The following is a 23,851-nucleotide window of genomic DNA, read 5'->3' as shown; positions in this document are numbered from 1 at the left end:
AAATCGCCTGACCAATAAACTGGTTGGGCGTTTTCTTTTATAAATTGCTATAAAGCGTTATATACCGATATTCCGCAAAACAGCTTATTTGCTCAAACCAATGTTCCTGCATCTCTGCGCTAGCTTCGTCGCAAAGAGCTGCTCTCGCAAGCTTCGTTCAACTATTCGCTGTTTTGCTCCATATCTCTAAAGATTTCTCTCAGCGACGGCGCGGCTTCGGACTGGCCGGAGCAATAAGACGAGTGGTCTTCTCGGCTTATTGTGGGAGGCTTGTCCATAGCGCCGAAGCGTTAAAAAAGTTCATTAATTATTTCAAAATTTCTGGAGGGATTTGCATGAGGATTACACCGCCAAAACCATTTTTCTTCAAAGCAGGACCACGGGCGATACTGCTGCTTCACGGCTTTACCGGCAATTCCGCTGATGTGCGGATGCTTGGCCGTTTTCTTGAAAAGAAAGGGTATACATCGATTGCCCCGCATTTGGAAGGGCATGGAGTGGAGCCTGAAAAATTAGTGAAAAGCGGACCGGAAGGCTGGTGGCGGGAAGTTGAACAGGCTTACCAGCAACTGAAAGATGAAGGCTATACGGAAATTGCAGTCGGTGGATTGTCGCTCGGCGGCGTATTATCACTGAAAGCAGGGTATACATTCCCTGTGAAGGGCATATTTACGATGTGCTCACCGATGATCATGAAAACGACAGACCTTCTGTTTGAAGGGGTTATCAATTATGCCCGTAATTACAAAAAGCTTGAAGGAAAAGAAGACGATGTTATCGAAGAAGAAATACAGGGCTTGCGTGAACATGGCATGCCGTCCCTTTCGGACTTGCGCGATTTGGTGCAGGATGTCCGGGAGCATGCGGATCATGTCTATGCACCGACATTTGTCGTGCAGGGTTCGTTGGATAATGTTATTGATACCGATTCAGCTAATATCATCTATGATTCAGTTGAATCGTTTGATAAAAAGATTAAGTGGTACGAGAAATCAGGGCATGTAATCACCCTTGATAAAGAAAAAGAACAATTGCATGAAGATGTTTTGGAATTTCTCGAATCGCTCGATTGGAGCGTGTGAGAACGCCAGAAGGAGGAAATTTAATGGGAAATAATGAGATGTCATTGGACCAGCGTTTATTGGCTTTTATGCGAGAAGATGCTTATAAACCCCTGACTGTTCAAGAGATTGAAGAGCAATTCGGGTTTGAAGATGCTGATGAGTTTAAAGAGCTGGTAAAAACTTTAGTTAAATTAGAAGAAAAAGGATTATTGGTGCGTTCACGCGCCAATCGTTACGGGGTCCCTGAACGTATGAACCTGATGAGTGGAAAATTCATCGGCCATCCAAGGGGCTTCGGTTTTGTAGCTTATGATGAAGCGGGACAGGATGATATCTTCATCCCACCGACAGAAGTCAACGGCGCGATTAACGGAGACAGAGTCATGGTGAGGATTTCTGAGTCATCAGGCGGAGATCGCCGTGAAGGTGCCATCATCCGCATTTTAGAACGCGGCACTACTCAAGTTGTCGGAACTTTCCAGGACAACCGTGGCTTCGGTTTTGTCATTTCAGATGATAAAAAGATGAATATGGATATTTTCATTGCCAAAGATGATACACTCGGTGCGATTGACGGCCATAAAGTGGTCGTGGAAATCACCGGCTGGCCGGAAGGCAGAAAGTCGGCTACCGGAATGGTCAAGCAGATTCTCGGACACAAGAATGATCCGGGCGTCGATATCCTTTCGATCATCCATAAACATGGCATCGAAGTTGAGTTTCCGCCGGCTGTATTGGATGAAGCAAATGCAGTCCCTGATGAAATCGATCCTGAAGATATAAATGACAGAAGAGATTTGCGCAATGAACAGATCGTCACAATTGACGGTGCGGACGCCAAAGATTTGGATGATGCTGTTCAAGTGGTGAAAATGGATGATGGCACCTATAAACTCGGCGTCCATATTGCCGACGTCAGCCATTATATTACGGAAGGTTCAGAAATGGACCGTGAAGCCTATGACCGCGCGACGAGCGTATATTTGACTGACCGCGTGATTCCGATGATTCCCCATCGCCTTTCAAATGGGATCTGCTCATTGAACCCGCAGGTAGACCGGTTGACCTTATCTTGCGAAATGATTTTCAATGACCAGGGCGAAGTAATTTCGCATGAAATCTTCCAGAGTGTCATTCGGACTTCAGCACGTATGACTTATACGGATGTATACGAAATTCTGGAACAGGACAACCAGGAATTGAAAGAGAAGTACAGTGAACTGGTGCCGATGTTCGAATTGATGAAGGAATTGGCAAGCATCCTTCGTGACAAACGCATGCGCCGCGGCGCCATCGATTTTGATTTTAAAGAATCGAAAGTATTGGTTGATGAAGACGGCAACCCGACGGATGTAGTCGTTCGCGAGCGTACGGTTGCAGAGCGCTTGATCGAAGAGTTCATGCTGGCGGCCAACGAAACAGTGGCGGAACATTTCCATCACATGGAAGTGCCGTCCCTTTACCGGATCCACGAAGATCCGAAGCCTGAAAAACTCCAGCGATTCTTTGAATTCGTAACGAATTTTGGTATCGTTGTAAAAGGTACCGGCAATGAAATCCATCCGCGTGCCCTGCAGGAAATCGTGGAATCGATTGAAGGCACACCGGAAGAACCGGTTATATCGACGATGCTGCTCCGTTCGATGCAGCAGGCGAAGTATTCAGCGGAAAGTCTGGGGCATTTCGGTCTGTCGACTGAATTCTATACCCACTTCACATCGCCGATCCGCCGTTACCCGGATTTGATCATCCACCGGCTGATCCGCACATATCTGATTGAGAAAGACCTTTCGAAATCGACGCTGATGCACTGGGAAGCCAATATGGATGATATAGCGACGCATACTTCTGAGCGTGAAAGACGCGCGGTGGAAGCTGAGCGCGATACAGACGCTTTGAAGAAAACCCAGTTCATGGCCGATAAGATCGGTGAAGAATTTACGGGAATCGTTTCTTCTGTGACCAACTTCGGTTTGTTCATTGAATTGCCGAATACCATTGAAGGACTGGTCCATGTTTCCAATATGACGGATGATTTTTACCGTTTCGATGACCGCCAGATGATGATGATCGGTGAACGCAGCAACCGCCAGTTCCGAATCGGCGATGAAGTGGAGATCAAAGTCATCGGTGTCAAACCGGAAGAATCGGCTATCGATTTTGAAATTGTCGGCATGACACAAAATGTCCGCCGCACAAGAAAAGACGCGCCGAAAGTCATCCGTGCTTCCAAAAAAGAAGGCGGAGGCAAAGTAGGACGTGATGGCAAGAAACAAGACGGGGGACCGACTCGCAAAGGCAAGAATCCGAAAAAGAAATTTTATGAAGGCGCAGCGAAGAAGAATAAGCGCAAAAAGAAATGAGCAAGGAGCGGCTCACGGGCCGCTCTTTTCAACTAATTTGAGGTGGAATCAATGGCAAAAGGATCAGGCAATGTAATTGCCCAGAACAAAAAAGCCGGCTTTGATTATTTTATTGAAGAAACGATGGAAGCCGGGATTGTGCTGCAAGGCACGGAAATCAAGTCTGCAAGAAACGGCAAAGTGCAGTTGAAGGATGCTTTCGTCCGCATACGCGGCGGGGAAGCGTGGATTTCCAATATGCACATCAGTCCGTATGAGCAAGGGAATATCTTCAATCACGACCCGACACGTTCACGGAAACTGCTGCTGCATAAAAAACAGATCCGTGAACTGGAAGGCCATTCGAAAGAACAGGGTGTCACGATCGTCCCTTTGAAGATGTATTTGAAGGACGGTTTCGCCAAAGTCCTTATCGGTGTGGGTAAAGGTAAGAAAAACTATGATAAGCGTGAAGATCTGAAGAAGAAAGACGCCAAACGGGAAATTGACCGTGCGATGAAAGAGCGCAGCCGTTAGGCTTGAAGTCTGACCTTCTTTGCCTTATAATGGTTTTATAACACAAGCACGATTGAGTCATACTCTCTCCGTGTCTTCTTATAATGAGGGGACGTTACGGATTCGACAGGGATGGCCAGGGCTTGGGTTGCGCGTCGGAGGATCGGCTTCGTCACCAACGTAACTATAACAACTGGCAAAACAAACCAAAACCTAGCATTCGCAGCGTAAGCTCGGATCTGCTCTATGTATCCATCGCCCATGTGGCTATGTAGAGCTCAACTTTAGTGGGATACGGTCGGCAGTGCAACTTGAGCTGCCGGCAGGAGATTTTCAAGTTAGCGCACATGACGCCTGCTTATCGGCATAGTGCTGCGCGAAACTCAAATCGATAAGCTACACGCGTAGATGCTCAAGTAGCTGAATTTCTGGACGCGGGTTCGACTCCCGCCGTCTCCATAGATTTTATGGAGCTACATAAGAACGCCAAAACCTTTTATGGGTTTTGGCGTTTTTTTCAATTCAATGAAAAGAAGGAATTACTGTTATATAGAAGGAATTAGATTCATCAGAAGCAAAACTCTCAACAAAATAGGAGGGAAACATCATGGCAAAAGTTGTGTGGGGCATGATCATGTCGGTTGATGGGTTCGTCAATGATCGGCAGGGAAGTTTGAGTAAATTATACGCGAGCTTTGAGCCGAACGATGAAATCAATGCGGCGATGGGCAATACCGGAGCGGTAGTGATGGGGCGCAATAGTTTTGAAAGCACGGAAGACACAGATGCCTATGCAGATAATTATGAGTTTCAGGTGCCGCTGTTTGTATTGACACACCAACCGCCTGCCAGGCATCCGAAAGAAAACGATAAACTGACAATCACATTCGTGACTGAGGGCATCGAGAGTGCTATACACCAGGCAAAAGCCTCCGCCGGGGAGAAAGATTTGGTGGTGTTAGGCGCGAGTACCGGGCAGCAGGCGCTGAAAGCAGGGCTGGTGGATGAATTGCAGATTGCTATCGCTCCGATACTTCTTGGGACAGGGCTCCGTTTTTTCGAACATCTGGATGACCTTGAGATTGAACTGGAAAAAATAAAAACGATCGAGACGGGCAGACAAGTGGAGATATGGTATAAGGTCATTTGATTTTCGGAGAGCAGACTCATCCCAAAAGAATCTATTCTGTTTTACTGATCAAAATGGCGGGTAGATAACTACTGTCAACAAATAGTAAATAGACATTTTGAGGAGGATTCGATGGAATATATTTATCTTGGCAACTCAGGTCTCAGGGTTCCTAAATATATATTGGGAACCATCCCTTTCAGTGGCACAAACGGTTTTGAAGCAGCGGGAAATGTGAAGGAAGATGAAGCGCGCCGGATGGTGGACATATCTATGGAAGCTGGCATTAATATGTTTGATACTGCAAATTTATACTCGCAGGGAGATGCGGAAAAGGTGCTTGGTGCGGCAATCAAAGGCCGCCGGGATGAAGTGCTGCTGACGTCCAAAACAGGATTTCCCATCAGCGAAAATCCGAATGGCCAGGGAGCTTCACGCAATAACATTCTGACATCCATTGATCAATCATTGGAGCGTCTGGGCACGGATTATCTGGATTTATATTTTGTGCATTTATGGGATGGACAGACGCCGGTCGAAGAAACGGTCGAAACGATGGACAGCCTGGTGAAATCAGGGAAGATCCGTCACTGGGGCGTTTCGAATTACAGTGGCTGGGCGCTTGCGAAGACGCATACTTATGCAAAACAGGCAGGTTTTATTCCGCCGATTACACAACAGATCTACTATACGCCAGAAGCGCGTGAAGCGGAATATGAACTTCTTCCGGCCGGTACCGAATTGGGTGTCGGTTCCATGATCTGGAGTCCGCTTGGTGAAGGATTATTGAACGGCAAAATCGGCAGGGATAAGGAAGCACCGGAATATACGCGTCAAGGCGGCGGATGGCCGGAGCCTTGGGTGATGGACCAGGAGCGGCTTTATCAGGTGATTGACGCGCTTGAGGAAGTGGCGTCGAACCACAATGCTTCTGTTCCTCAAATAGCGTACTCGTGGGTCAAGGACCGTCCGAACGTCGGACCGATTGTAATCGCAGCGCGAAATGAAGAGCAATTAAGAGAAAATATCGCGTCATTTGATATTCAATTGACGAAAGAAGAGCATGACAAAATCGAGTCAGTCGCACGTCCTGCACCGATCTATCCGCATTGGCACCGGGCCATGAGTGCCCCGCAAATGGGAAGCCCTTCTGAAATCGGGTACTTGCAGGCTTATAAAAAGTCGATGGGAATGGACGATTAATATTTCTATCGCGAACTAAAGACACAACTGCATTCCTTAAGGGAGTGCGGCTGTGTCTTAATTTTGGATGTTCTGCTTTTTAAGATTTTTCACCAATCCATTTTTGAATCACTGATGACAGTTGAACCGGATGATCCCATTGCAGCAGATGTGAAGAGTCAGGAATTGAAAAGACTGACACATCCTCGATCGACTCTTTCATTTGAACGATCCCTTTATTTCGTGCTTTGTTTAATTCTGTTGGAAGTTCTGCATGAATCAGGATGACGGGAACTTTTATATAGGGATAGGCATCAGCAAAAGGCTCTTCGAAAAAAGCATTGATGATGGAGAGGACTGTGTGCTTCGACGCAATCAATCCGTAATGGCCGTCACGGCTTTTTGTAAAAATAGAGCGGACATATTGTTCTTTCCGGTCATTCCAATCTTGGGTGAAATTTCGATATTCATTAAAAATATCGGCTTCAGTTTGATAAATTGATCCATCCATATAGTTGTTCCATCCCGAATAGGCATAGTCAAAAGTCATTTCCGGCTGGTTTTGTGGAAACGTAAATGCGCCATCAAGCAGGATCAATCCCTGAACCTCATCAGGGAATTGACGAGTGAAGTGCAATGCAACATCCGCTCCCCAGGAATGGCCCATGACAATATAAGGTTTTTGTATAATATGAGTAAGAACATAGTGCAGCCACTTCGCCAGATTTGAAAACAGATAGTCTTCTTCATTCGGCAGAGGTTTTGTTTTCCCGTGACCCGGCAGATCCAAAATGATGAGATGGAAATCATCTCTTAACCGGTCAGCCAGTTCCGCAAAACTATAGAAACCATTTCCAGCAAGACCGTGCAGACAAACGATGGCAGGCTTAGCCATATTCCCATATTCGATATAACTTACTTTTCCTGATTGCGTGTTAATTTCACGTTTTTGCATGTTCAAGCCTCCGGTTGGCGAGTCTATGGATATCTCTCATTTCATTATACAAGAAGACAACGGCATCAGATGGAATTTTGACAAGGCAATGTATATAGTTGAATTATCGATAAAATCGTTCAAAGATATAAGGAGGTGCAAGTTTGCTTTACAACCCCAGAAAGCATCCGGAATGGCTTGAGCCGCATTCCCTCCAATGGTACCAGCAGCTCGGGGACAGCCAAAAGGCTTATTTGTATCCATGGAAATCTTCGGTTGACGGTCCGGACGGAGAAACGGTTTTTGATAATGAAGTATTAAAGCTGACGAAAGGCAAGAAAGTGCTGGATGTCGGCTGCGGGCACGGTGAATTTGCAATAATGTGCAGCCGATTTGCTGAAGAAGTGACGGGCTTTGATGCCATCGATTCATTTTTGGAGAGCGGGCTGGAGAAAGAAAAACACAATTTGAAATTTGTTTTGGGAAACACCAAAGAAGGGCTGCCTTTTGCAGATAATGAATTTGACATTGCATATATCCGCAAGGGACCGACTTCAGCGTATAAGGATTTGAAACGTATTGTGAAAAACGAGGGGGGTATTAGAGGACTTCATCCTGGAGACTTCTCAGGAAAAGAACTGGCTGATTTATTTCCTGGATTTTTTAATCCATTAAAGGGAACGCCAATCCTTGATAAGATAAAAGGGGTTCTGCAAGAATGCTCATTCACTAAAACAGAAATTGAAATCATCGAAACGATCGAATATCTTCACGAGCCAATGGATGTAATCCGATATGGCTGTTTTGGCCAGTCGTTGAATCTCATTTCTGCTGTGGAAAAAGAAGGACTCATAAACATAAAAAGAATTTTTGAGAAAGAAGCTGGCCGAAAAGGGCTGTCGATCACCCATTCCCGTTATATGATCAGAGTGGAATTATGAAGAGATTAAAAAATTTTGAAACGCATAAAGGTGTATACAGTCTGTTTGAGAAGACTGGAATCAATGGGTTTTGATAGAAAATGTTTAGGGTAATTAATACAGTGGACTCATAAAGATGTATACATAATTCAACAGTTCTTTAGAGCTTGATTGCATCGCTTGACTTCAAGTTCTATTTTCCGTAGTCTTGAATATTGTTGAATAAATCTGAGATTCTGTTTCGATTGGTACGGCTGTGAAATGATCAATCGACTAAACAGAGAATTGAAAAGGGGGACGTTAGTATGAAAAAAGTTACCAATGTTTTTTGGATAGCACTGGCGCTTGTGTTGCTTGCAGTAGCATACGGAGCGATGGCGCCGGAAAATTTTGCGGAAGTCACAGGAAACATTGAAGGATTCCTGACAACTTCATTCGGCTGGTATTATTTATTGATCGTTTCTGTCATGGTTCTATTCTGTCTGTTCTTCCTGATCAGTCCGATGGGGCAGATCAAATTGGGGAAAGACACCGATAAACCCGAGTTTTCATTTGCTACATGGGTTGCCATGCTCTTTTCAGCGGGTATGGGGATCGGGCTTGTATTCTGGGGAGCGGCTGAACCGTTATCCCACTTTGCAATCGATCCGGCTACCGCCGAACCTGGAAGCAATGAAGCCTTCCGTGAATCGATGCGATTTACATTCTTCCACTGGGGGATACACGCTTGGGCAATTTATGCTGTAGTTGCTCTGCCGCTTGCTTATTTCCAATTCCGAAAAGGTGAACCTGGCCTGATTTCTGCAACTTTGAAACCGTTGTTCGGTGATCGCATGAACGGTCCGCTTGGAACACTTGTTGATGTCATTGCCGTATTTGCTACAGCGGTCGGTGTTGCGACGACATTAGGATTCGGGACAATCCAAATCAATGAAGGACTCGCTTTCCTGATTGATGGAATTCCAGGCGATAACTTTGTGGTCCAATTGATCATCATTGCAGTGGTGACGATCTTGTTCATGATTTCTGCTTGGAGCGGTTTGAGTAAAGGGATCAAGTATCTTTCAAATACGAATATGGTGCTTGCAATCACTCTGCTTGTACTGGTCATCATTTTGGGGCCGACTTTGCTTATCATGAACATGTTCACCGAAAGTTTGGGTGCATATTTCCAGAATTTAGTTAAAATGAGTTTCCGTGCAGCGCCTATCGATGGAGAGAACCGGGCATGGATCGACGGCTGGACCATCTTCTATTGGGCATGGTGGATTTCTTGGGCACCGTTCGTGGGAATCTTTATCGCACGTGTTTCCAAAGGACGCACCATCCGCCAGTTCTTGTTCGGTGTATTAATGATACCGACATTGATCAGCTTCATCTGGTTTGCAGCATTCGGTTCAACAGCGATTGATGTGCAAAACAGCGGTGTTGATTTAACCGGATTACTGACATCCGAAGTTCTGTTCGGCGTATTCAATGAAATACCGCTTGGCGTCATCCTGTCGATCATCGCCATTTTGCTGGTGACGACTTTCTTCATTACATCTGCCGATTCCGCGACATTTGTTTTGGGGATGCAGACAACAAACGGTTCATTGCATCCGGCAAATGCCGTCAAATTGACTTGGGGAGTCGCGCAGTCGTCGATTGCAGTCATCCTTCTGTCAGCTGGCGGACTGGATGCGCTTCAGACAGCTTTGATCATTGCGGCATTCCCATTCTCCTTTATCATGTTATTGATGATGGGCTCGTTCTACAAAGCATTGAATCTGGAATACAAAGCAATTAAACGTAAACGATAAAGAGAAACTGTTTTAATGGGAAACCCTCATTGAATGCCAGTTCATCTAATCAGGTTTTAACAGTCAGTAAATTTCCCTCTTTATCTAAGGGGAGCTATACTGACTGTTATAACGGGATAAAACCGCCGATCAGGCGGTTTTTTTCTGTTTAAGAGCGTATAATAAGGTATGGGATCAATTGAATGGAGGAATTATTTTTATGGAAAAACCGCACGTATTATTGGTAGATGGAATGGCTTTATTGTTCCGTTCTTTCTTCGCGACTTCTGCAGTCGGTCAATATTTCAGAACAACAGATGGACTTGCAACAAATGGCGTCCAGGGCTTTACCCGTCATGTACTTGCTGCTAAGACGATGATGAAACCGACACATATGGCAGTATGCTGGGACATGGGTGCCTACACTTTCCGCACAGAGATGTTTGATGGCTATAAAGCCAATCGTCCGGCACCACCGGAAGACATGCTGCATCAATTCGATATGGCAAAAAACATTTCAGAGCAATTGGGTTGGCAGAACTTCGGAGAAAAAGGCATCGAAGCGGATGATTTCATCGGTTCCTTTACGAAACAATGGCAAGACGAAGTGGATTTCACCATTATCACTGGCGATAAGGATATGCTGCAATTGCTCAAACCCTCAGTGAAAATCGCTTTCATGAAGAAAGGTTTTCATATATATGATGTCTACACGGATGTCAGGTTCAGGGAAGAGTATGGCATCGAACCAAATCAGTTTGCAGATGTCAAAGCGTTCATGGGGGACGCGAGTGATGGTTACCCGGGCGTCAAAGGAATCGGACCTAAGACAGCTTTGCAGCTGATACAAAAATACGGTTCAACTGACGGCGTGCTTTCGGCAATTGATGAACTTAAGCCTGCGCAAAAGAAAAAGATAGAAGAAAATAAAGAAATGCTCATGTTATCCAAGGAACTTGCAGTCATCAAATGTGACATTGAACTTGATATTCCGCTTGATAAAATTATGGTTCAGCAATACACCGAAGAACATATCCGCATTTGTGAAGATCAGCAATTGAATCTTTTGGCCAGGCAGCTGGAAAAGAGTTTATAAGCAATAAGGAAATATAATTTGTTTAAATCATTTTACTGCAAAATGTTTATTGTATCCTATTATGCAACGCTATTTAGAGAAGGCAATTAGAGATATGGAACAAAACAGCGAAGACTCCCAGGTGAGTAGAAACGGAGTTGGCTTTCCAACTCCGTTTCGAGCTCAGCGCAAGCCAAGAGTTGGCCGAAGGTAGTGTGGCCGGCTCTTTGCGACGAAGCTAGCGCAGCGATGCAGGAGCACGGTTTTTGGAAAGCGAAGCAGTTTTGTGAAATATCGGTTTCTAAATTATTACTAACTAATAAAAAAATCATCCCGATTTTCTCGGAATGATTTTTACAAATCTCAATACAGAACGTTGTTCATTATAAGAGACCGTCCGGACTTTACTCGGGCGGTTTCTTTTTCCGTTGTCATGAAAATAGAGGATCACATCATCGCCCTTATCTTCAAAGCCGATAAGTGGGACCCAATGATAATTGAACATCGGTTTTGAAAACCAGCGGAACGTGAAGTAGCGGTCAAATTTCATCGCCAATGGCCTGCCATTCAACAGCTCGCGTTTCACCTCAGATATGGAGCGGGTTTTTTGGATGGCGTATTGGCTGCCGGCTATCTTGTGGAAATTCCGCACAAGCCGCCATGTAAAAAGGCCGATTCGTGTAGTGCCAAGCAGCCGGTAAACATCGTTGATGCCCAAAGGTTCATTTTCGTGATAATTGAAAATGGCGGCTGCAGTGACAGGACCACAGGCAGAGCCACGTATAGGGCTGTCAATCGCTTCATCGTACTGGGACATTCCTTTGAACGGGAGAAGGATTTTCAACATGTTCGCCTCCAAACTCAACTTAACTCATTATTAAGAAAGGCTTTCTTTCTTTTCATCCAGCAATTCTTTTAAAGCTGCACGGAATGTCTGGTAAACTTCCAGATCCACTTGAATGCCGGCATGGACTATTTCACGGACAAAACGGGGATTGAACCCCACATAGATGGGACGAAGCCCCATCAGTTTCAATCCGCTGTTCAAAGCCGTCAATTCATTCGCCAGTTCGTTGTAGTCGAAGGTCTGGATATCCTCAGATTGCACGCCGGTAAAGTCAAAAATGACACATTCCGTTTCGCGGTGTTCGCCTGCATGCTGCAGCGCTTTGCTGCGGATCAATTCGAATCGTTCACTTGAAATCAAGCCGGCGATCGGCATCAATATCGTTTTAGGCACGATTGATGGAATGATCGGAGCGGACATATTCTGGATGACCATTTCATAATACTTCACAAGATCTTTTAACTCACTTATTTCTTTCTGCGGATCCATGGTGCCACCTCACTGAATTTGGTAATTCAAGTATACAATAATATGCACCTTTATGCCCGTGAAGATTAAAAACAGTTAGGCATTGGCAATAAACTCATAGAAGATGATAACTGCATCGGTCAATTGCGCAAAAAAAAAGAATAGGCATGTGCCTATTCCGGTTGGTTTGATAAAAAGTCTGTAACATTTTCAGGTGATTTGGCATTTGCACTATGGAGATGGGCTGTTTTCTCGCCATTTTTGAAAATAAGAAGGCTTGGAATTCCCATGACTTCATATTTATCAGCGATTTCAGGTAATTCATCACGGTTCAGATCGAACCATTGATAGTTATTGTACTCAGCTACGATGGGATCGATGAACATATCCATGCGTGTGCAGTCCGGACACCATCCTGCCTGGAATTTGACGATAACGGGCTCATCGCCTGTAATAGCTTGTTGAAATTCTTCATTGGTAGTTATGGATTTCATAAAAATATTCCTCCTTTTGTTTCTATAATATAATAGTTGAATTAATAAACCTTTATTAATCGATATTTCTCAAAACAGCTTCGAGAATATGTCTTCGGGACAAAGCAGCGAAGCGGAGCAGGAACACGATTTTCCCCTTCGCACCCACGACGTCTTCGCTGTTTTGCTCCATATCTTTAGAGAGTTTTCTTTACGCCGGTGCGGCTTAGGACTGAGCGGAGCAATAAGACGAGTGTTCTTCTCGGCTTATTGTGGGAGCTTTGTCCATAGCACCGAAGTGATTTTTAAATGCTAGTTCTTTAATTCAACTTTTATAGTGTATCGTTCATAAGCATTTTCGAAAAGAAAAGAAACTTATCAGTTAAAAAATTAAGGATTAAATATTGCGAAAAAAAGGAAAATAACTTACACTAATGGATATAGAGAACGTTCTATTTTTTTTAGCTTAAAAATGAATGAGGATTCATTCAAAAAATATGAGGAGGGTTTGCTAGTGGCATACCAAATAAGAAAAGCAGCGGTAATCGGATCCGGAGTCATGGGATCAGGGATTGCGGCGCATCTTGCAAACATAGGAATTCCAGTATTATTACTAGACATAGTTCCGCGTGAAGTGACGGAAGCGGAACAGGCGAAAGGCCTTACGCTTGAAGATCATACTGTTCGCAACCGTATCGCAACAACTTCAATCCAGAAATTATTGAAACAGAAACCGGCTCCTCTGACAGCCAAAAAGAATTTAGACCTTATCACACCCGGAAATCTGGAAGACGATCTGGAAAAACTTGCAGACGTTGATTGGATCGTTGAAGTTATCGTAGAGAATCTTGATGTTAAAAAATCTTTGTATGAAAAAATTGATGCTGTAAGAAAACCTGACACAATCGTTTCTTCAAACACTTCAGGCATCTCAATCGATGCAATGGCTGAAGGGCGTTCAGAAGATTTCAGCAAGCATTTCCTGGGGACGCATTTCTTCAATCCGCCACGCTACCTGAAACTTTTGGAAGTGATTCCAGCGGCATCGACTGCACCTGAAGTTGTCGATTTCATGACTGCTTTCGGCGAAGATGTTCTTGGCAAAGGCGTAGTTATCGCAAAAGATACCCCTAACTTTATCGCAAACCGCATTGGCACTTACGGTTTATTGGTTACACTCCGTGAAATGCAGAACCGTGGCTATTCTATCGGCGAAGTGGATTCCGTAACCGGACCGTTAATCGGGCGTCCGAAATCGGCGACATTCCGCACATTGGACGTAGTTGGCCTCGATACATTCATGCACGTGGCGAAAAATGTCTACGATAAAACTGAAGGCGAAGAGCAAAAAGTATTTGAGGCTCCAGAATTCATGAAAAAAATGGTTGAAAACGGATGGATCGGCGCTAAATCCGGGCAAGGCTTCTTCCTTAAAAAAGACAAGGAAATTCTTGAACTGGATCCTGAAACTTTGGAATACCGTCCTGCCGGCAAATTGAAAACGCCTTCACAGGAAATGGCTAAAGCACAAAAAGGTTTTTCTGCGAAGATGAAAACGCTTGTTTATGCGGATGACCGCACAGGTGAATTATTATGGAACATCCTGGCTCCGGTTCTTCGTTACTCGGCTGAATTGAATGGCGAAATCGCCGATGACATCGTCTCTATCGACAATGCCATGAAGTGGGGCTTCGGCTGGAACCAGGGACCATTCGAAATCTGGGACGCAATCGGCGTTGAGAAGTCTGTTGCAAAAATGAAAGAAGAAGGACATGACGTTCCTGCTTTCGCACAAAGCCTGCTGGACAGCGGAAACGAAACTTTCTACAAGGAAGTTGACGGCGATCTTCATTTCTTCAATGGTTCCGATTATGAAGCTGTTCCGGTCAATGAAAAAGTGATCGACTTGAAACGTTATAAGAAAAAACACGGCGTCATCAAATCGAACTCAGGTGCAAGCCTGATCGACCTCGGTGATGGCATTGCGCTTCTGGAGTTTCATTCACAATCAAATGCAATCGGTCTTGATATCATGCAGATGATCAATTTTGCGATTGATGAAGTCGAGAAGAATTACAAAGGGCTTGTCATCGGCAACCAGGGCAAAAATTTCTGCGTCGGTGCAAACCTCGGCATGATCCTGATGGAAGCTCAAGACGATAATATTTTTGAACTGGATTTCACAATCAAAACATTCCAAAACGCGATGATGAAAATCAAATACAGTTCAAAACCTGTCGTAGCGGCACCATTTGGAATGTCGCTTGGCGGCGGAGCTGAAGTAGCTCTTCCTGCTGCACATATCCAAGCATCAATGGAAACATATATGGGCCTAGTTGAAGCAGGAGTCGGGCTAATCCCAGGCGGCGGCGGAAACAAGGAACTTTATATGAAACATTTGAAAGGCATGCCGAATGGCATCGACTTCGACTTGCAGAATGTTGCAAGCAAAGTTTTCGAATCAATCGCGATGGCAAAAGTTTCGACTTCTGCGGAAGAAGCGCGTGAAAATAACTTCCTGAACTTTGTGGATGGCATCAGCGTCAACAGCGACCATCTGATCTATGATGCGAAACAGGCGGCATTGTCCTTGTATGAAAATGGCTACAAGGCACCTAAACGCGAAAAAGTGCCTGTAACCGGTGAACCGGGATACGCGACTTTATTGCTTGGAGCGGAAGGAATGTTCCTGTCAGGCTATATCAGCGAATACGATTTGAAAATCGCCCAGAAATTGGCGTTTGTCCTATCGGGAGGAAAAGTTCCTTATGGCACGAAAGTGGATGAGCAATATTTGCTTGACCTTGAACGCCAGGCGTTCCTGAGCTTAGTGGCGCAGCCGAAATCGCAGCAGCGCATGCAGCATATGCTGGTTAAAGGCAAACCGTTACGCAACTGATCGAAAGATATTAAAGGAGGAAAAAATATGCGCGAAGCAGTAATCGTGGCCAGTGCCAGAACACCGGTCGGAAAAGCGAAAAAAGGTTCTCTTGCATCGGTGCGTCCGGATGATTTCGGCGCCCTCGCTGTACGGGAAACATTAAAACGGGCAGGCGGATACGACGGCCCGATAGATGATTTGATCATGGGCTGTGCAATGCCGGAAGCCGAGCAGGGCATGAACATCGCCCGTAACATCGGAGCGCTTGCAGGCTTGCCGGATACGACACCGGCTGTCACAGTCAACCGTTTCTGTTCTTCAGGCTTGCAGACAATCGCCTATGCAGCAGAACGCATCATGGTTGGACACGCGGAAGCGATCATCGCCGGCGGTGTTGAATCGATGAGTATGGTACCGATGATGGGGAATGTCATCCGTCCAAACGCCAAACTGGCTGAAACAGCTCCTCAGTATTACATGAGCATGGGCCACACAGCTGAGCAGGTAGCGACTCAATACGGCGTCAGCCGTGAAGATCAGGACGCTTTCTCGGTGCGCTCCCATGAAAAAGCGGCAGCTGCCATTGAGAAAGGGCATTTCGATGAAGAAATCGTGCCTGTTGAAGTTACGAAAAGATATGTAGATGAAAACAATAAATACCAGGAAAAATCTTTCATGTTTGAAATGGATGAAGGCGTCCGCCACGGTACAACTGTTCAGACACTGAACAAATTGCGCGCAGCATTTTCTGCACGCGGTTCCGTCACTGCAGGTAACTCTTCACAAACATCAGACGGCGCAGGTGCTTTGCTTGTAATGGAACGTGAAAAAGCGGAAGCGCTCGGCCTCAAACCGATTGCGAAATTCCGTTCATTTGCTACAGGCGGCGTGCCGCCGGAAGTAATGGGAATCGGTCCGATTGAAGCGATACCGAAAGCATTGAAACTTGCTGGGCTGTCGATTAACGACATTGATGTCTGGGAACTGAACGAAGCATTTGCTTCGCAATCACTTGCAGTCATCAGAAAACTGAACATCGACATCGATAAAGTCAATTTGAACGGCGGAGCAATTGCGCTTGGACACCCACTGGGTGCAACCGGTTCCATCCTTACCATACGTATGCTGAGTGAACTGAAGCGCCAAGGCAAACAATTCGGCGTAGTCACAATGTGTATCGGCGGAGGAATGGGCGCAGCAGGCGTCTTTGAAATGCTGTAGTCTTTCTTATTCTTGGAACTAATGAAATGACTTATATATACCGCTTTGGCGCTATGGACAGGGCAAAGATTATGCTCCTGCGCACTGCTCGTCGCAAAGGATGCGCCATCTTCGTATGGCGAACCTTGCCTCCAGCAATAAGCCGAGAAGATCACTCGTCTTACTGCTCCGGTCGGCATTCGCCTGCTCCTGAACCGCGCCTTTGCTGAGAGAGATCTCTAGAGATATGAAGCAAAACAGCGCAGACGCCCAAGGGAATAGAAACACAGTTGGCTTGCCAACTGTGTTTCGAGCGAAGTGCTGAGATCCACTCGGGCGAAGTGCAACGAGTCCGAGTTAGCTAAGAGTTGGCCGTAGCTTGCAAGGCCGGCTCTTTGCGACGAAGCTAGCGTAGCGATGCAGGAGCACGGGTTTTTGCAAGCCCCCAGGCAAGCGAAGCTGTTTTGCGGAATATCGGTTACTAGTATTATTCGTCTAAATGAAAAGCTTTATAAAATAGGAGGAATATAAAATGTCAGAATCTAAAACATTAATTAAAGGCGGCAGTTTCCTAATTGAAGACGCGGATCTTTCACGCGTATTTACACCGGAAGATTTTACAGAAGAACATAAGATGATCGCCAAGTCCACGGAAGATTACGTAAACACGGATGTAATGCCAGTGGTTGAAAATCTTGAAAACCACGAATTCGAACATTCCGTACGCCTTTTGAAAAAAGCTGGAGACCTTGGCCTTTTGGGAGCTGACGTTCCTGAACAATATGGCGGTTTGGGCCTCGATAAAATCGCTTCAGCTTTGATTGCTGAAAAAATGTCCAAAGCAGGCGGTTTCTCAATTACTCACGGTGCCCACGTCGGCATCGGTTCATTGCCGATCGTTCTTTTCGGTAATGAAGAACAAAAACAAAGCTATCTTCCACGCCTTGCAACTGGTGAAATGATCGCTGCCTACGCATTGACTGAGCCAAGCTCCGGTTCGGATGCACTTGGCGCTAAAACGACTGCCAAGTTGAACGAAGCAGGCACACACTACGTATTGAACGGTGAAAAACAATGGATCACAAATGCTGGATTTGCGGATGTATTCGTAGTTTACGCGAAAATCGACGGAGAGCAGTTCTCTGCATTCATCGTTGAGCGCGAATTCCCAGGCGTTTCTGTAGGACCGGAAGAGAAGAAGATGGGGATTAAATCATCTTCAACTCGTACATTGATCCTTGAAGATGCAGAAGTACCGGTTGAAAATCTGTTGGGAGAAGCTGGCCGTGGACACATCATTGCCTTCAATATCCTGAACATCGGACGTTACAAATTGGGAGTAGGTACGATCGGAGCTTCCAAACGCGCAATGGAAATCACGATTCCATACACGAACCAGCGCCAGCAATTTAAAACACCGATTTCATCATTCAACCTGACTCGTGAAAAACTTGCGACGATGGCTTCACAATTATACGCACTTGAAAGCTCGGTTTACCGCACTGTCGGTTTGTTCGAGGACCGCATGAGCGGCTTTACGGATGAAGAACATGCTAACGGTAAACTGGTTGCGGATTCGATCGCAGAATTTGCGGTTGAATGTTCAATGAATAAATTCTTCGGTACGGAAACGCTGGACTTTATCGTTGATGAAGGCGTTCAATTGCACGGTGGATATGGCTTCATGCAAGAATATGAAATCGAGCGCATCTACCGTGACTCACGCATCAACCGTATTTTCGAAGGCACGAACGAAATCAACCGTTTGCTGGTTCCGGGTACATTGCTGCGTAAAGCAATGAAAGGCGAATTGCCTTTATTGCAGCACGCTCAAAAACTTCAGGAAGAGTTGTTGATGATGATGCCGGAAGAAGTCGGCACTGAAGCATTGGCTCAGGAAAAATACCTGGTAGGCAACGCGAAGAAAATTGCGATCCTTGCTGCTGGTCTAGCTGCTCAAACTTACGGTACGAAATTGGAACAGGAGCAGGAAGTTCTTGTGAACATCGCTGATATCGTCAGCAATGTATTCGCGATGGAATCTGCTGTTCTGCGTACTGAAAAAGCGATTGCTGCTTCAGGCGAAGAAAAAGCGAAGCAAAAACTTCTTTATACCCAAATCTATTGCCAGGAAGCATTCGATAAGATCGAAAAGGATGCGAAGGAAACTTTGATCGCTGCAATTGAAGGCGACAACCAGCGCATGATGCTTTCAGCATTACGCAAATTGACTCGTTCAACTCCATACAATGTCATCGCTAAAAAACGCGAAGCTGCTGTTAAGTTGATCGATGTTGAAAAATACGTAGTTTAAAAGATCTTATGAAGGGCCGCCAACTTTTGGCGGCTCTTTTTTATTCGCCGATATACCAGAGCTTTGCTAGAATGATCGTAAGAAGGAGGTTTTAAATATGGTGGATTTTTATTGGTACCCGAAATGCAGCACTTGCCAGAAAGCGAAAAAGTGGTTGACCGCGAACGGGGTGGACTTCAAGGAAATACATATCGTTGATAACCCGCCTACAAAGGATGAGTTGAAAAAGATGGTGGATGCCAGCGGAATCGATTTGAAGAAGTTTTTCAATACGAGCGGCCAGCAATATCGTGAACTTCAATTGAAGGATAAGCTTGCTGACATGTCTGAAGATGAAAAGCTGGAGCTGCTTGCTTCAAACGGCATGCTGATCAAGCGCCCGATTGCATGGGACGGTAAAACGGCGACGCTTGGATTCAAGGAAGAGACTTATAAAAATACCTGGTCTTAAGCATTGTGCAATCTTGTAATTGGTCCGGTAATATGTCAAACTGAAATTGAAGCTACTACATATTTTGGAGGCGTTTGGATGAGCACACCACAAGAACTTCGTTATTCAAAAGAACATGAATGGGTAAAACTTGAAGATGGTAAAGCACGTATTGGCATCACTCATTTCGCACAGGCTGAACTTGGTGACATCGTATTCGTCGAATTGCCGCAAGTCGGCGACGAACTGAAGAAAAACGAACCATTCGGCAGCGTTGAGTCTGTTAAAACGGTATCGGAACTTTACGCTCCAGTCAGCGGTAAAGTGGTTGAAGTCAACTCTGAACTTGAAGACAGCCCGGAATTCGTTAACGAATCTCCATACGAGCAAGCATGGATGGTAGTCATCGAAGCTCCTTCTGAAGATGAAGTGAACGAATTGATGGATGCTGACCAATACAAAGAAATGACAAACGAGTAAGTTCCAGTAAGCGCCTGTTTTTCGGCGCTTTTTTTTATAAGTTTTTATTATTCATTAATCCTTCTGTGTCTCTGTAATAGCAACGCCAGGCAAATCAATTGATTCGCGTGAAACGGGTATATAATATATATAGATGTCAACATGCTCTCTATTCCAATTAATCAGCGGGGTGTTGGATAATGGACAAAGTGATCGTAGTTGAAGGGATATCGGATAAGAACAGGATTGCGCCGCTCATTGCGGAGAACGTGACCATTCTTTGCACAAATGGCACAGTAAGTGCTACAAGGCTTGAAGAACTGTTGCTGCCTTTTGAAGGACAGGATATCATCGTATTGGTCGATGCAGATAAATCAGGTGAAAAGCTGAGGAAATTGGTGAAACGTGAGTTTCCGGAAGCCCGGCATTTTTATATCGACCGGAGCTATAAGGAAGTGGCCACCACGCCTCTCCGTATACTGACGGATGTTCTGATTGCAGCAAATATCCGTGTCAATAACCTATTAGCCGAAGGATGAAGATATATGAAAGAATGGAACCATAAAGAATGGAGCAAAGCCAAAAACACCAATAAGCTGGCGGCTTATTACCTTTATACGCCAATGTGCGGAACTTGCCAGCTGGCGTCCAAGATGCTCGAAGTAGTGGTCGCCGCGATGCCGGATCTGCCAATAGGCAAGGCTAACTTGAATTATGTGCAGGAAATTGCTTCTTTATATGAAGTCGAAAGCGTGCCATGCCTGTTGATCACAGAAAACGGCAAGCTGAAAGAAAAGGTGTATGCCTTCCATTCTGTACCTTATATTTATGAAAAGTTGAAAATTGTTGACGTATAAAACAAGCCGTGATAAATTAATATCCTGAACAACAAACTTAATAACGTAACTCTTATAAAGAGTGGTGGAGGGAAGTGCCCTGTGAAGCCCGGCAACCGTCATGAAAATGAAATGGTGCCAAGTCACACAAAGCGAAAGCTTTGGAAGATGAGAGAACGGTTGACGTATATATTTTTGCGTGTGCCCTTCTGCTCATTTCTGAGCGGAAGGGTTTTTTATTTTGAAGTGGGAGAGTGTAGCAATGATTGAGTTAAAGCAATTGACGAAGACATTTGATGTCGGCAAGACTGCATTGACAGCTGTAGATGACGTTAATCTGACCATTGCCGATGGGGAAATTTTCGGGATCATCGGATACAGCGGTGCAGGCAAGAGTACGTTGATCCGCATACTGAACGGTCTGGAAAAACCGACTTCAGGAACTGTCGACATAAATGGTCAGAAAATAACCGATATTAAAGGCGCCGAATTGCGTAAGGCACGGCAAAAAGTGAGTATGATATTTCAGCATTTCAATCTACTATGGTCCCGTACAGTGCAGGAAAATATTGAATTTCCGCTGGAGATCGCCGGGGTTCCAAAAGCAAAGAGAGTGGAAAAGGTAAAGGAACTCGTTGAATTGGTAGGCTTGGGGGGCCGGGAAAATGCTTATCCTTCACAATTGTCCGGTGGACAGAAGCAGCGCGTCGGTATTGCCCGCGCATTGGCAAACGATCCTGAAGTGCTGCTGTGTGACGAAGCCACTTCAGCTCTGGATCCGGAAACAACCGACGCTATTTTGGACTTATTGGTTGATATCAATAAACGGCTCGGCTTAACTATTGTGCTGATTACTCACGAAATGCATGTAATCCGGAAAATCTGCCATCGTGTGGCAGTGATGGAAGGCGGCAAAGTAGTGGAACTCGGTGACGTACTTGAGATTTTCCAGACGCCGAAGCAGGAAATCACCAAACGCTTCGTGGCTCAAGTCACAGAGTCGGAGGATTCGAGCGAAACCATCAAGCATTTGCGTGAATTGTATCCTACAGGCGAATTGGTGAAGTTGGTGTTTGTGGGCGAACAGGCAGAGCAGCCGATCCTGACACAGCTGATCCGGAAGTTCCCTGTGGAAGTCAATATCGTCCAAGGGAAAGTATCACATACACAGCGGGGAGCATATGGAACATTGATTTTACAGTTTAAAGGCACGGACGCTGATATCCGTCAGGCACTCGACTTTCTCAATCAGGAAAATGTACAGGCGGAGGTGATGGCAAATGATTGAGTCATTATTTCCGAATGTCGACTGGGACAAGATGTGGGAAGCGACACTTGAAACAATCTATATGACAGCAATGTCGACATTATTTACATTCATCATCGGACTTGTACTTGGCATCATTTTATTTCTGACAGCGCCAAAGCAATTATGGGCGAATAAAATCGTTAACTGGCTCACTGGGGTATTCGTGAACGTTTTCCGCTCCATACCATTCATCATCCTGATCATTTTGCTGATTCCTTTTACAAGCTTCCTGATCGGCACGATTCGTGGACCGAACGCTGCACTTCCGGCACTGATTATAGGTGCGGCGCCGTTTTATGCGCGTCTGGTACTCATCGCTTTCCAGGAAATCGATAAAGGCGTCATTGAAGCAGCTCGTTCAATGGGAGCAACAACAGGCACCATTATCCGTAAAGTCCTGTTGCCGGAATCAAAACCTGCTTTGATCTCAGGGATCACAGTCACTTCGATTGCTTTGGTCGGTTATACAGCTATGGCTGGCGTCATCGGTGCCGGCGGACTCGGAACGCTTGCATTCCTGGATGGTTTTCAGCGCAGCCGTCCTGATGTCGTATTGATGGCAACCATTCTGATTCTGATCATCGTATTCATCATCCAGTTTATAGGTGACGCATTAACCAAAAAAGCAGACAAACGTTGATAACGGAAATTCCGTTGACATAAGAAATACAACTACAGAGAAAAGGGAGATTACACATTATGAAAAAACTACTGACAGGAACTTTATTGGCAACATTAGCTTTAGCAGGATGCGGCAGCGACAGCAATGAAGCTGGTACTGACTCAAGCAGCGGCGGATCTGGAGAAGGCGAAACAAGCACGATCAAAGTGGGTGCATCAAATGTGCCGCACGCGGAAATTTTGGAACAGGTCCAGCCGATTCTTGAAGAACAGGGAATCGAATTGGAGATCGAAACGTACCAGGATTATATCTTCCCGAATGAAGATCTGGATTCAGGCGAAATTGATGCAAACTATTTCCAGCATATCCCTTACTTTGAATCTCAGATGGAAGAGCACGGCTATGATTTTGCAAATGCCGGCGGTATCCATATTGAACCAATCGGCGTCTACTCCCAGGAATATGATTCACTTGAAGAGCTTCCGGAAGGCGCGACAATTTTAATGAGCAGTTCAGTGGCTGACCACGGGCGTATCCTTTCCATGCTGGAAGCACAAGGCTTGATCACGTTGGCTGATGACATCGATAAAACAAAAGCTGAAGTAAGCGATATTGTTGAAAACCCTAAAGATCTGCAATTTGAAACAGATTACGAAGCAGCATTATTGGTGCAAATGTATGAACAGGGCGAAGGTGATGCAGTGTTGATCAACTCCAACTATGCGATCGACGCAGGCATCAACCCGCAGGAAGATTCTATTGCACTTGAAGATTCAGATTCACCGTACGTAAATATCATTGCGGTCCGTTCAGGTGATGAAGACAATGAAGCAGTACAAGCATTGGTAGAGGCACTTAAATCAGAAGAAATCCAGGATTTCATTCTAGAAGAGTGGGGCGGATCTGTAGTCCCGGTTGATTAAGAGAAACGACAGTAAATTACATGCTCCATATCCAAAAAGATTAAAAGCATCCTCCGGGATGCTTTTTTCTTGGTGTGCCAGGCATGGCAACTATCTAGGTGGTGAAAGTCCACTGTGGGGGTACACATCGACCAACCACTAAGGAA

At 45.3% G+C, this 23,851-nt stretch carries 22 protein-coding genes, 1 other RNA gene and 1 riboswitch; of the genes, 19 read left to right on the top strand and 4 right to left on the bottom strand.

What is annotated here, in order from left to right; translation table 11 throughout:
• Positions 1-335: 335 nt before the first annotated feature.
• From D2910_RS12735 to D2910_RS12710, 6 genes are all read left to right on the top strand, one after another.
• On the top strand, positions 336-1,082 hold the full coding sequence (locus D2910_RS12735) for an alpha/beta hydrolase (protein ID WP_117313738.1): 747 nt from the start codon (positions 336-338) through the stop codon (positions 1,080-1,082).
• 23 nt (positions 1,083-1,105) lie between these two features.
• Complete coding sequence (gene rnr, locus D2910_RS12730; protein ID WP_084242524.1) at positions 1,106-3,427, top strand: ribonuclease R; 2,322 nt, start codon at positions 1,106-1,108, stop codon at positions 3,425-3,427.
• A gap of 51 nt (positions 3,428-3,478) precedes the next feature.
• A complete protein-coding gene (gene smpB / locus D2910_RS12725) occupies positions 3,479-3,943 on the top strand; it encodes an SsrA-binding protein SmpB (RefSeq protein WP_117313737.1) in 465 nt (154 codons plus the stop codon).
• An 87-nt stretch (positions 3,944-4,030) separates the two neighbouring features.
• Positions 4,031-4,384, top strand: a transfer-messenger RNA (tmRNA) gene (gene ssrA / locus D2910_RS12720).
• Between the two features lie 145 nt (positions 4,385-4,529).
• Positions 4,530-5,072, top strand: coding sequence for a dihydrofolate reductase family protein (locus D2910_RS12715; protein WP_117313736.1), 543 nt, complete (start codon positions 4,530-4,532; stop codon positions 5,070-5,072).
• Positions 5,073-5,183: 111 nt separating this feature from the next.
• Entirely contained in the window at positions 5,184-6,254 is a 1,071-nt protein-coding gene (locus tag D2910_RS12710; RefSeq protein WP_117313735.1) for an aldo/keto reductase, read from the top strand.
• 79 nt (positions 6,255-6,333) lie between these two features.
• Here D2910_RS12710 and D2910_RS12705 read toward each other — a convergent pair whose 3' ends face one another.
• Entirely contained in the window at positions 6,334-7,188 is an 855-nt protein-coding gene (locus D2910_RS12705; protein WP_117313734.1) for an alpha/beta fold hydrolase, read from the bottom strand.
• A gap of 143 nt (positions 7,189-7,331) precedes the next feature.
• Here D2910_RS12705 and D2910_RS12700 point away from each other — a divergent pair, with 143 nt between their 5' ends.
• From D2910_RS12700 to D2910_RS12690, 3 genes are all read left to right on the top strand, one after another.
• Positions 7,332-8,108 carry a class I SAM-dependent methyltransferase gene (locus D2910_RS12700; RefSeq protein ID WP_117313733.1) on the top strand — a complete coding sequence of 259 codons (777 nt, stop codon included), beginning with the start codon at positions 7,332-7,334 and terminating at the stop codon, positions 8,106-8,108.
• Between the two features lie 284 nt (positions 8,109-8,392).
• The gene (locus D2910_RS12695) at positions 8,393-9,889 is read left to right on the top strand and encodes a glycine betaine uptake BCCT transporter (RefSeq protein WP_084242518.1); all 1,497 of its coding nucleotides are present in this window, start codon (positions 8,393-8,395) and stop codon (positions 9,887-9,889) included.
• 199 nt (positions 9,890-10,088) lie between these two features.
• The gene (locus tag D2910_RS12690) at positions 10,089-10,964 is read left to right on the top strand and encodes a 5'-3' exonuclease (RefSeq protein ID WP_117313732.1); all 876 of its coding nucleotides are present in this window, start codon (positions 10,089-10,091) and stop codon (positions 10,962-10,964) included.
• 307 nt (positions 10,965-11,271) lie between these two features.
• On the opposite strand, the gene D2910_RS12685 is transcribed toward D2910_RS12690, so the two are convergent.
• From D2910_RS12685 to D2910_RS12675, 3 genes are all read right to left on the bottom strand, one after another.
• On the bottom strand, positions 11,272-11,790 hold the full coding sequence (locus tag D2910_RS12685; RefSeq protein WP_240633623.1) for a C39 family peptidase: 519 nt from the start codon (positions 11,788-11,790) through the stop codon (positions 11,272-11,274).
• Between the two features lie 30 nt (positions 11,791-11,820).
• On the bottom strand, positions 11,821-12,279 hold the full coding sequence (locus D2910_RS12680) for an STAS domain-containing protein (RefSeq protein WP_084242516.1): 459 nt from the start codon (positions 12,277-12,279) through the stop codon (positions 11,821-11,823).
• A 152-nt stretch (positions 12,280-12,431) separates the two neighbouring features.
• Complete coding sequence (locus D2910_RS12675) at positions 12,432-12,758, bottom strand: thioredoxin family protein (RefSeq protein ID WP_372868740.1); 327 nt, start codon at positions 12,756-12,758, stop codon at positions 12,432-12,434.
• 487 nt (positions 12,759-13,245) lie between these two features.
• Between D2910_RS12675 and D2910_RS12670 the strand changes: the two genes are divergently transcribed.
• From D2910_RS12670 to D2910_RS12625, 10 genes are all read left to right on the top strand, one after another.
• Entirely contained in the window at positions 13,246-15,630 is a 2,385-nt protein-coding gene (locus D2910_RS12670) for a 3-hydroxyacyl-CoA dehydrogenase/enoyl-CoA hydratase family protein (RefSeq protein WP_117313731.1), read from the top strand.
• Between the two features lie 27 nt (positions 15,631-15,657).
• Entirely contained in the window at positions 15,658-16,833 is a 1,176-nt protein-coding gene (locus D2910_RS12665; protein ID WP_101803311.1) for an acetyl-CoA C-acetyltransferase, read from the top strand.
• Positions 16,834-17,344: 511 nt separating this feature from the next.
• Positions 17,345-19,126 carry an acyl-CoA dehydrogenase family protein gene (locus tag D2910_RS12660; protein ID WP_084242512.1) on the top strand — a complete coding sequence of 594 codons (1,782 nt, stop codon included), beginning with the start codon at positions 17,345-17,347 and terminating at the stop codon, positions 19,124-19,126.
• Between the two features lie 97 nt (positions 19,127-19,223).
• Entirely contained in the window at positions 19,224-19,577 is a 354-nt protein-coding gene (locus tag D2910_RS12655; protein WP_117313730.1) for an arsenate reductase family protein, read from the top strand.
• A gap of 78 nt (positions 19,578-19,655) precedes the next feature.
• Complete coding sequence (gcvH, locus tag D2910_RS12650) at positions 19,656-20,036, top strand: glycine cleavage system protein GcvH (RefSeq protein ID WP_084242510.1); 381 nt, start codon at positions 19,656-19,658, stop codon at positions 20,034-20,036.
• Positions 20,037-20,215: 179 nt separating this feature from the next.
• Positions 20,216-20,554 carry a toprim domain-containing protein gene (locus D2910_RS12645; RefSeq protein WP_084242509.1) on the top strand — a complete coding sequence of 113 codons (339 nt, stop codon included), beginning with the start codon at positions 20,216-20,218 and terminating at the stop codon, positions 20,552-20,554.
• A gap of 6 nt (positions 20,555-20,560) precedes the next feature.
• Complete coding sequence (locus D2910_RS12640) at positions 20,561-20,872, top strand: thioredoxin family protein (RefSeq protein WP_084242508.1); 312 nt, start codon at positions 20,561-20,563, stop codon at positions 20,870-20,872.
• A gap of 49 nt (positions 20,873-20,921) precedes the next feature.
• Positions 20,922-21,026, top strand: a riboswitch (SAM riboswitch).
• Positions 21,027-21,113: 87 nt separating this feature from the next.
• The gene (locus D2910_RS12635; RefSeq protein ID WP_117313729.1) at positions 21,114-22,139 is read left to right on the top strand and encodes a methionine ABC transporter ATP-binding protein; all 1,026 of its coding nucleotides are present in this window, start codon (positions 21,114-21,116) and stop codon (positions 22,137-22,139) included.
• Positions 22,132-22,800 (top strand): methionine ABC transporter permease, encoded by a 669-nt coding sequence (locus tag D2910_RS12630; protein WP_084242506.1) that lies wholly within the window; start codon positions 22,132-22,134, stop codon positions 22,798-22,800. Before D2910_RS12635 ends, D2910_RS12630 begins: the two co-directional genes overlap by 8 nt.
• A 59-nt stretch (positions 22,801-22,859) precedes the next feature.
• Positions 22,860-23,705, top strand: a complete 846-nt coding sequence (locus D2910_RS12625; protein WP_117313728.1) for a MetQ/NlpA family ABC transporter substrate-binding protein — start codon at positions 22,860-22,862, stop codon at positions 23,703-23,705.
• Positions 23,706-23,851: the final 146 nt, after the last annotated feature.

It is taken from the genome of Planomicrobium okeanokoites (assembly GCF_003428875.1).
Taxonomy (GTDB): Bacteria; Bacillota; Bacilli; order Bacillales_A; family Planococcaceae; genus Planococcus; species Planococcus okeanokoites.
This window is presented reverse-complemented; position numbering and strand designations above follow the sequence as displayed.

Coding starts and splice junctions, on each gene's coding strand:
- D2910_RS12685 (WP_240633623.1), bottom strand. CDS start 11,790: ATGTTGAAAATCCTTCTCCCGTTCAAAGGAATGTCCCAGTACGATGAA.
- rnr (WP_084242524.1), top strand. CDS start 1,106: ATGGGAAATAATGAGATGTCATTGGACCAGCGTTTATTGGCTTTTATG.
- D2910_RS12640 (WP_084242508.1), top strand. CDS start 20,561: ATGAAAGAATGGAACCATAAAGAATGGAGCAAAGCCAAAAACACCAAT.
- smpB (WP_117313737.1), top strand. CDS start 3,479: ATGGCAAAAGGATCAGGCAATGTAATTGCCCAGAACAAAAAAGCCGGC.
- D2910_RS12735 (WP_117313738.1), top strand. CDS start 336: ATGAGGATTACACCGCCAAAACCATTTTTCTTCAAAGCAGGACCACGG.
- gcvH (WP_084242510.1), top strand. CDS start 19,656: ATGAGCACACCACAAGAACTTCGTTATTCAAAAGAACATGAATGGGTA.
- D2910_RS12635 (WP_117313729.1), top strand. CDS start 21,114: ATGATTGAGTTAAAGCAATTGACGAAGACATTTGATGTCGGCAAGACT.
- D2910_RS12680 (WP_084242516.1), bottom strand. CDS start 12,279: ATGGATCCGCAGAAAGAAATAAGTGAGTTAAAAGATCTTGTGAAGTAT.
- D2910_RS12630 (WP_084242506.1), top strand. CDS start 22,132: ATGATTGAGTCATTATTTCCGAATGTCGACTGGGACAAGATGTGGGAA.
- D2910_RS12665 (WP_101803311.1), top strand. CDS start 15,658: ATGCGCGAAGCAGTAATCGTGGCCAGTGCCAGAACACCGGTCGGAAAA.
- D2910_RS12655 (WP_117313730.1), top strand. CDS start 19,224: ATGGTGGATTTTTATTGGTACCCGAAATGCAGCACTTGCCAGAAAGCG.
- D2910_RS12715 (WP_117313736.1), top strand. CDS start 4,530: ATGGCAAAAGTTGTGTGGGGCATGATCATGTCGGTTGATGGGTTCGTC.
- D2910_RS12695 (WP_084242518.1), top strand. CDS start 8,393: ATGAAAAAAGTTACCAATGTTTTTTGGATAGCACTGGCGCTTGTGTTG.
- D2910_RS12690 (WP_117313732.1), top strand. CDS start 10,089: ATGGAAAAACCGCACGTATTATTGGTAGATGGAATGGCTTTATTGTTC.
- D2910_RS12625 (WP_117313728.1), top strand. CDS start 22,860: ATGAAAAAACTACTGACAGGAACTTTATTGGCAACATTAGCTTTAGCA.
- D2910_RS12660 (WP_084242512.1), top strand. CDS start 17,345: ATGTCAGAATCTAAAACATTAATTAAAGGCGGCAGTTTCCTAATTGAA.
- D2910_RS12645 (WP_084242509.1), top strand. CDS start 20,216: ATGGACAAAGTGATCGTAGTTGAAGGGATATCGGATAAGAACAGGATT.
- D2910_RS12705 (WP_117313734.1), bottom strand. CDS start 7,188: ATGCAAAAACGTGAAATTAACACGCAATCAGGAAAAGTAAGTTATATC.
- D2910_RS12710 (WP_117313735.1), top strand. CDS start 5,184: ATGGAATATATTTATCTTGGCAACTCAGGTCTCAGGGTTCCTAAATAT.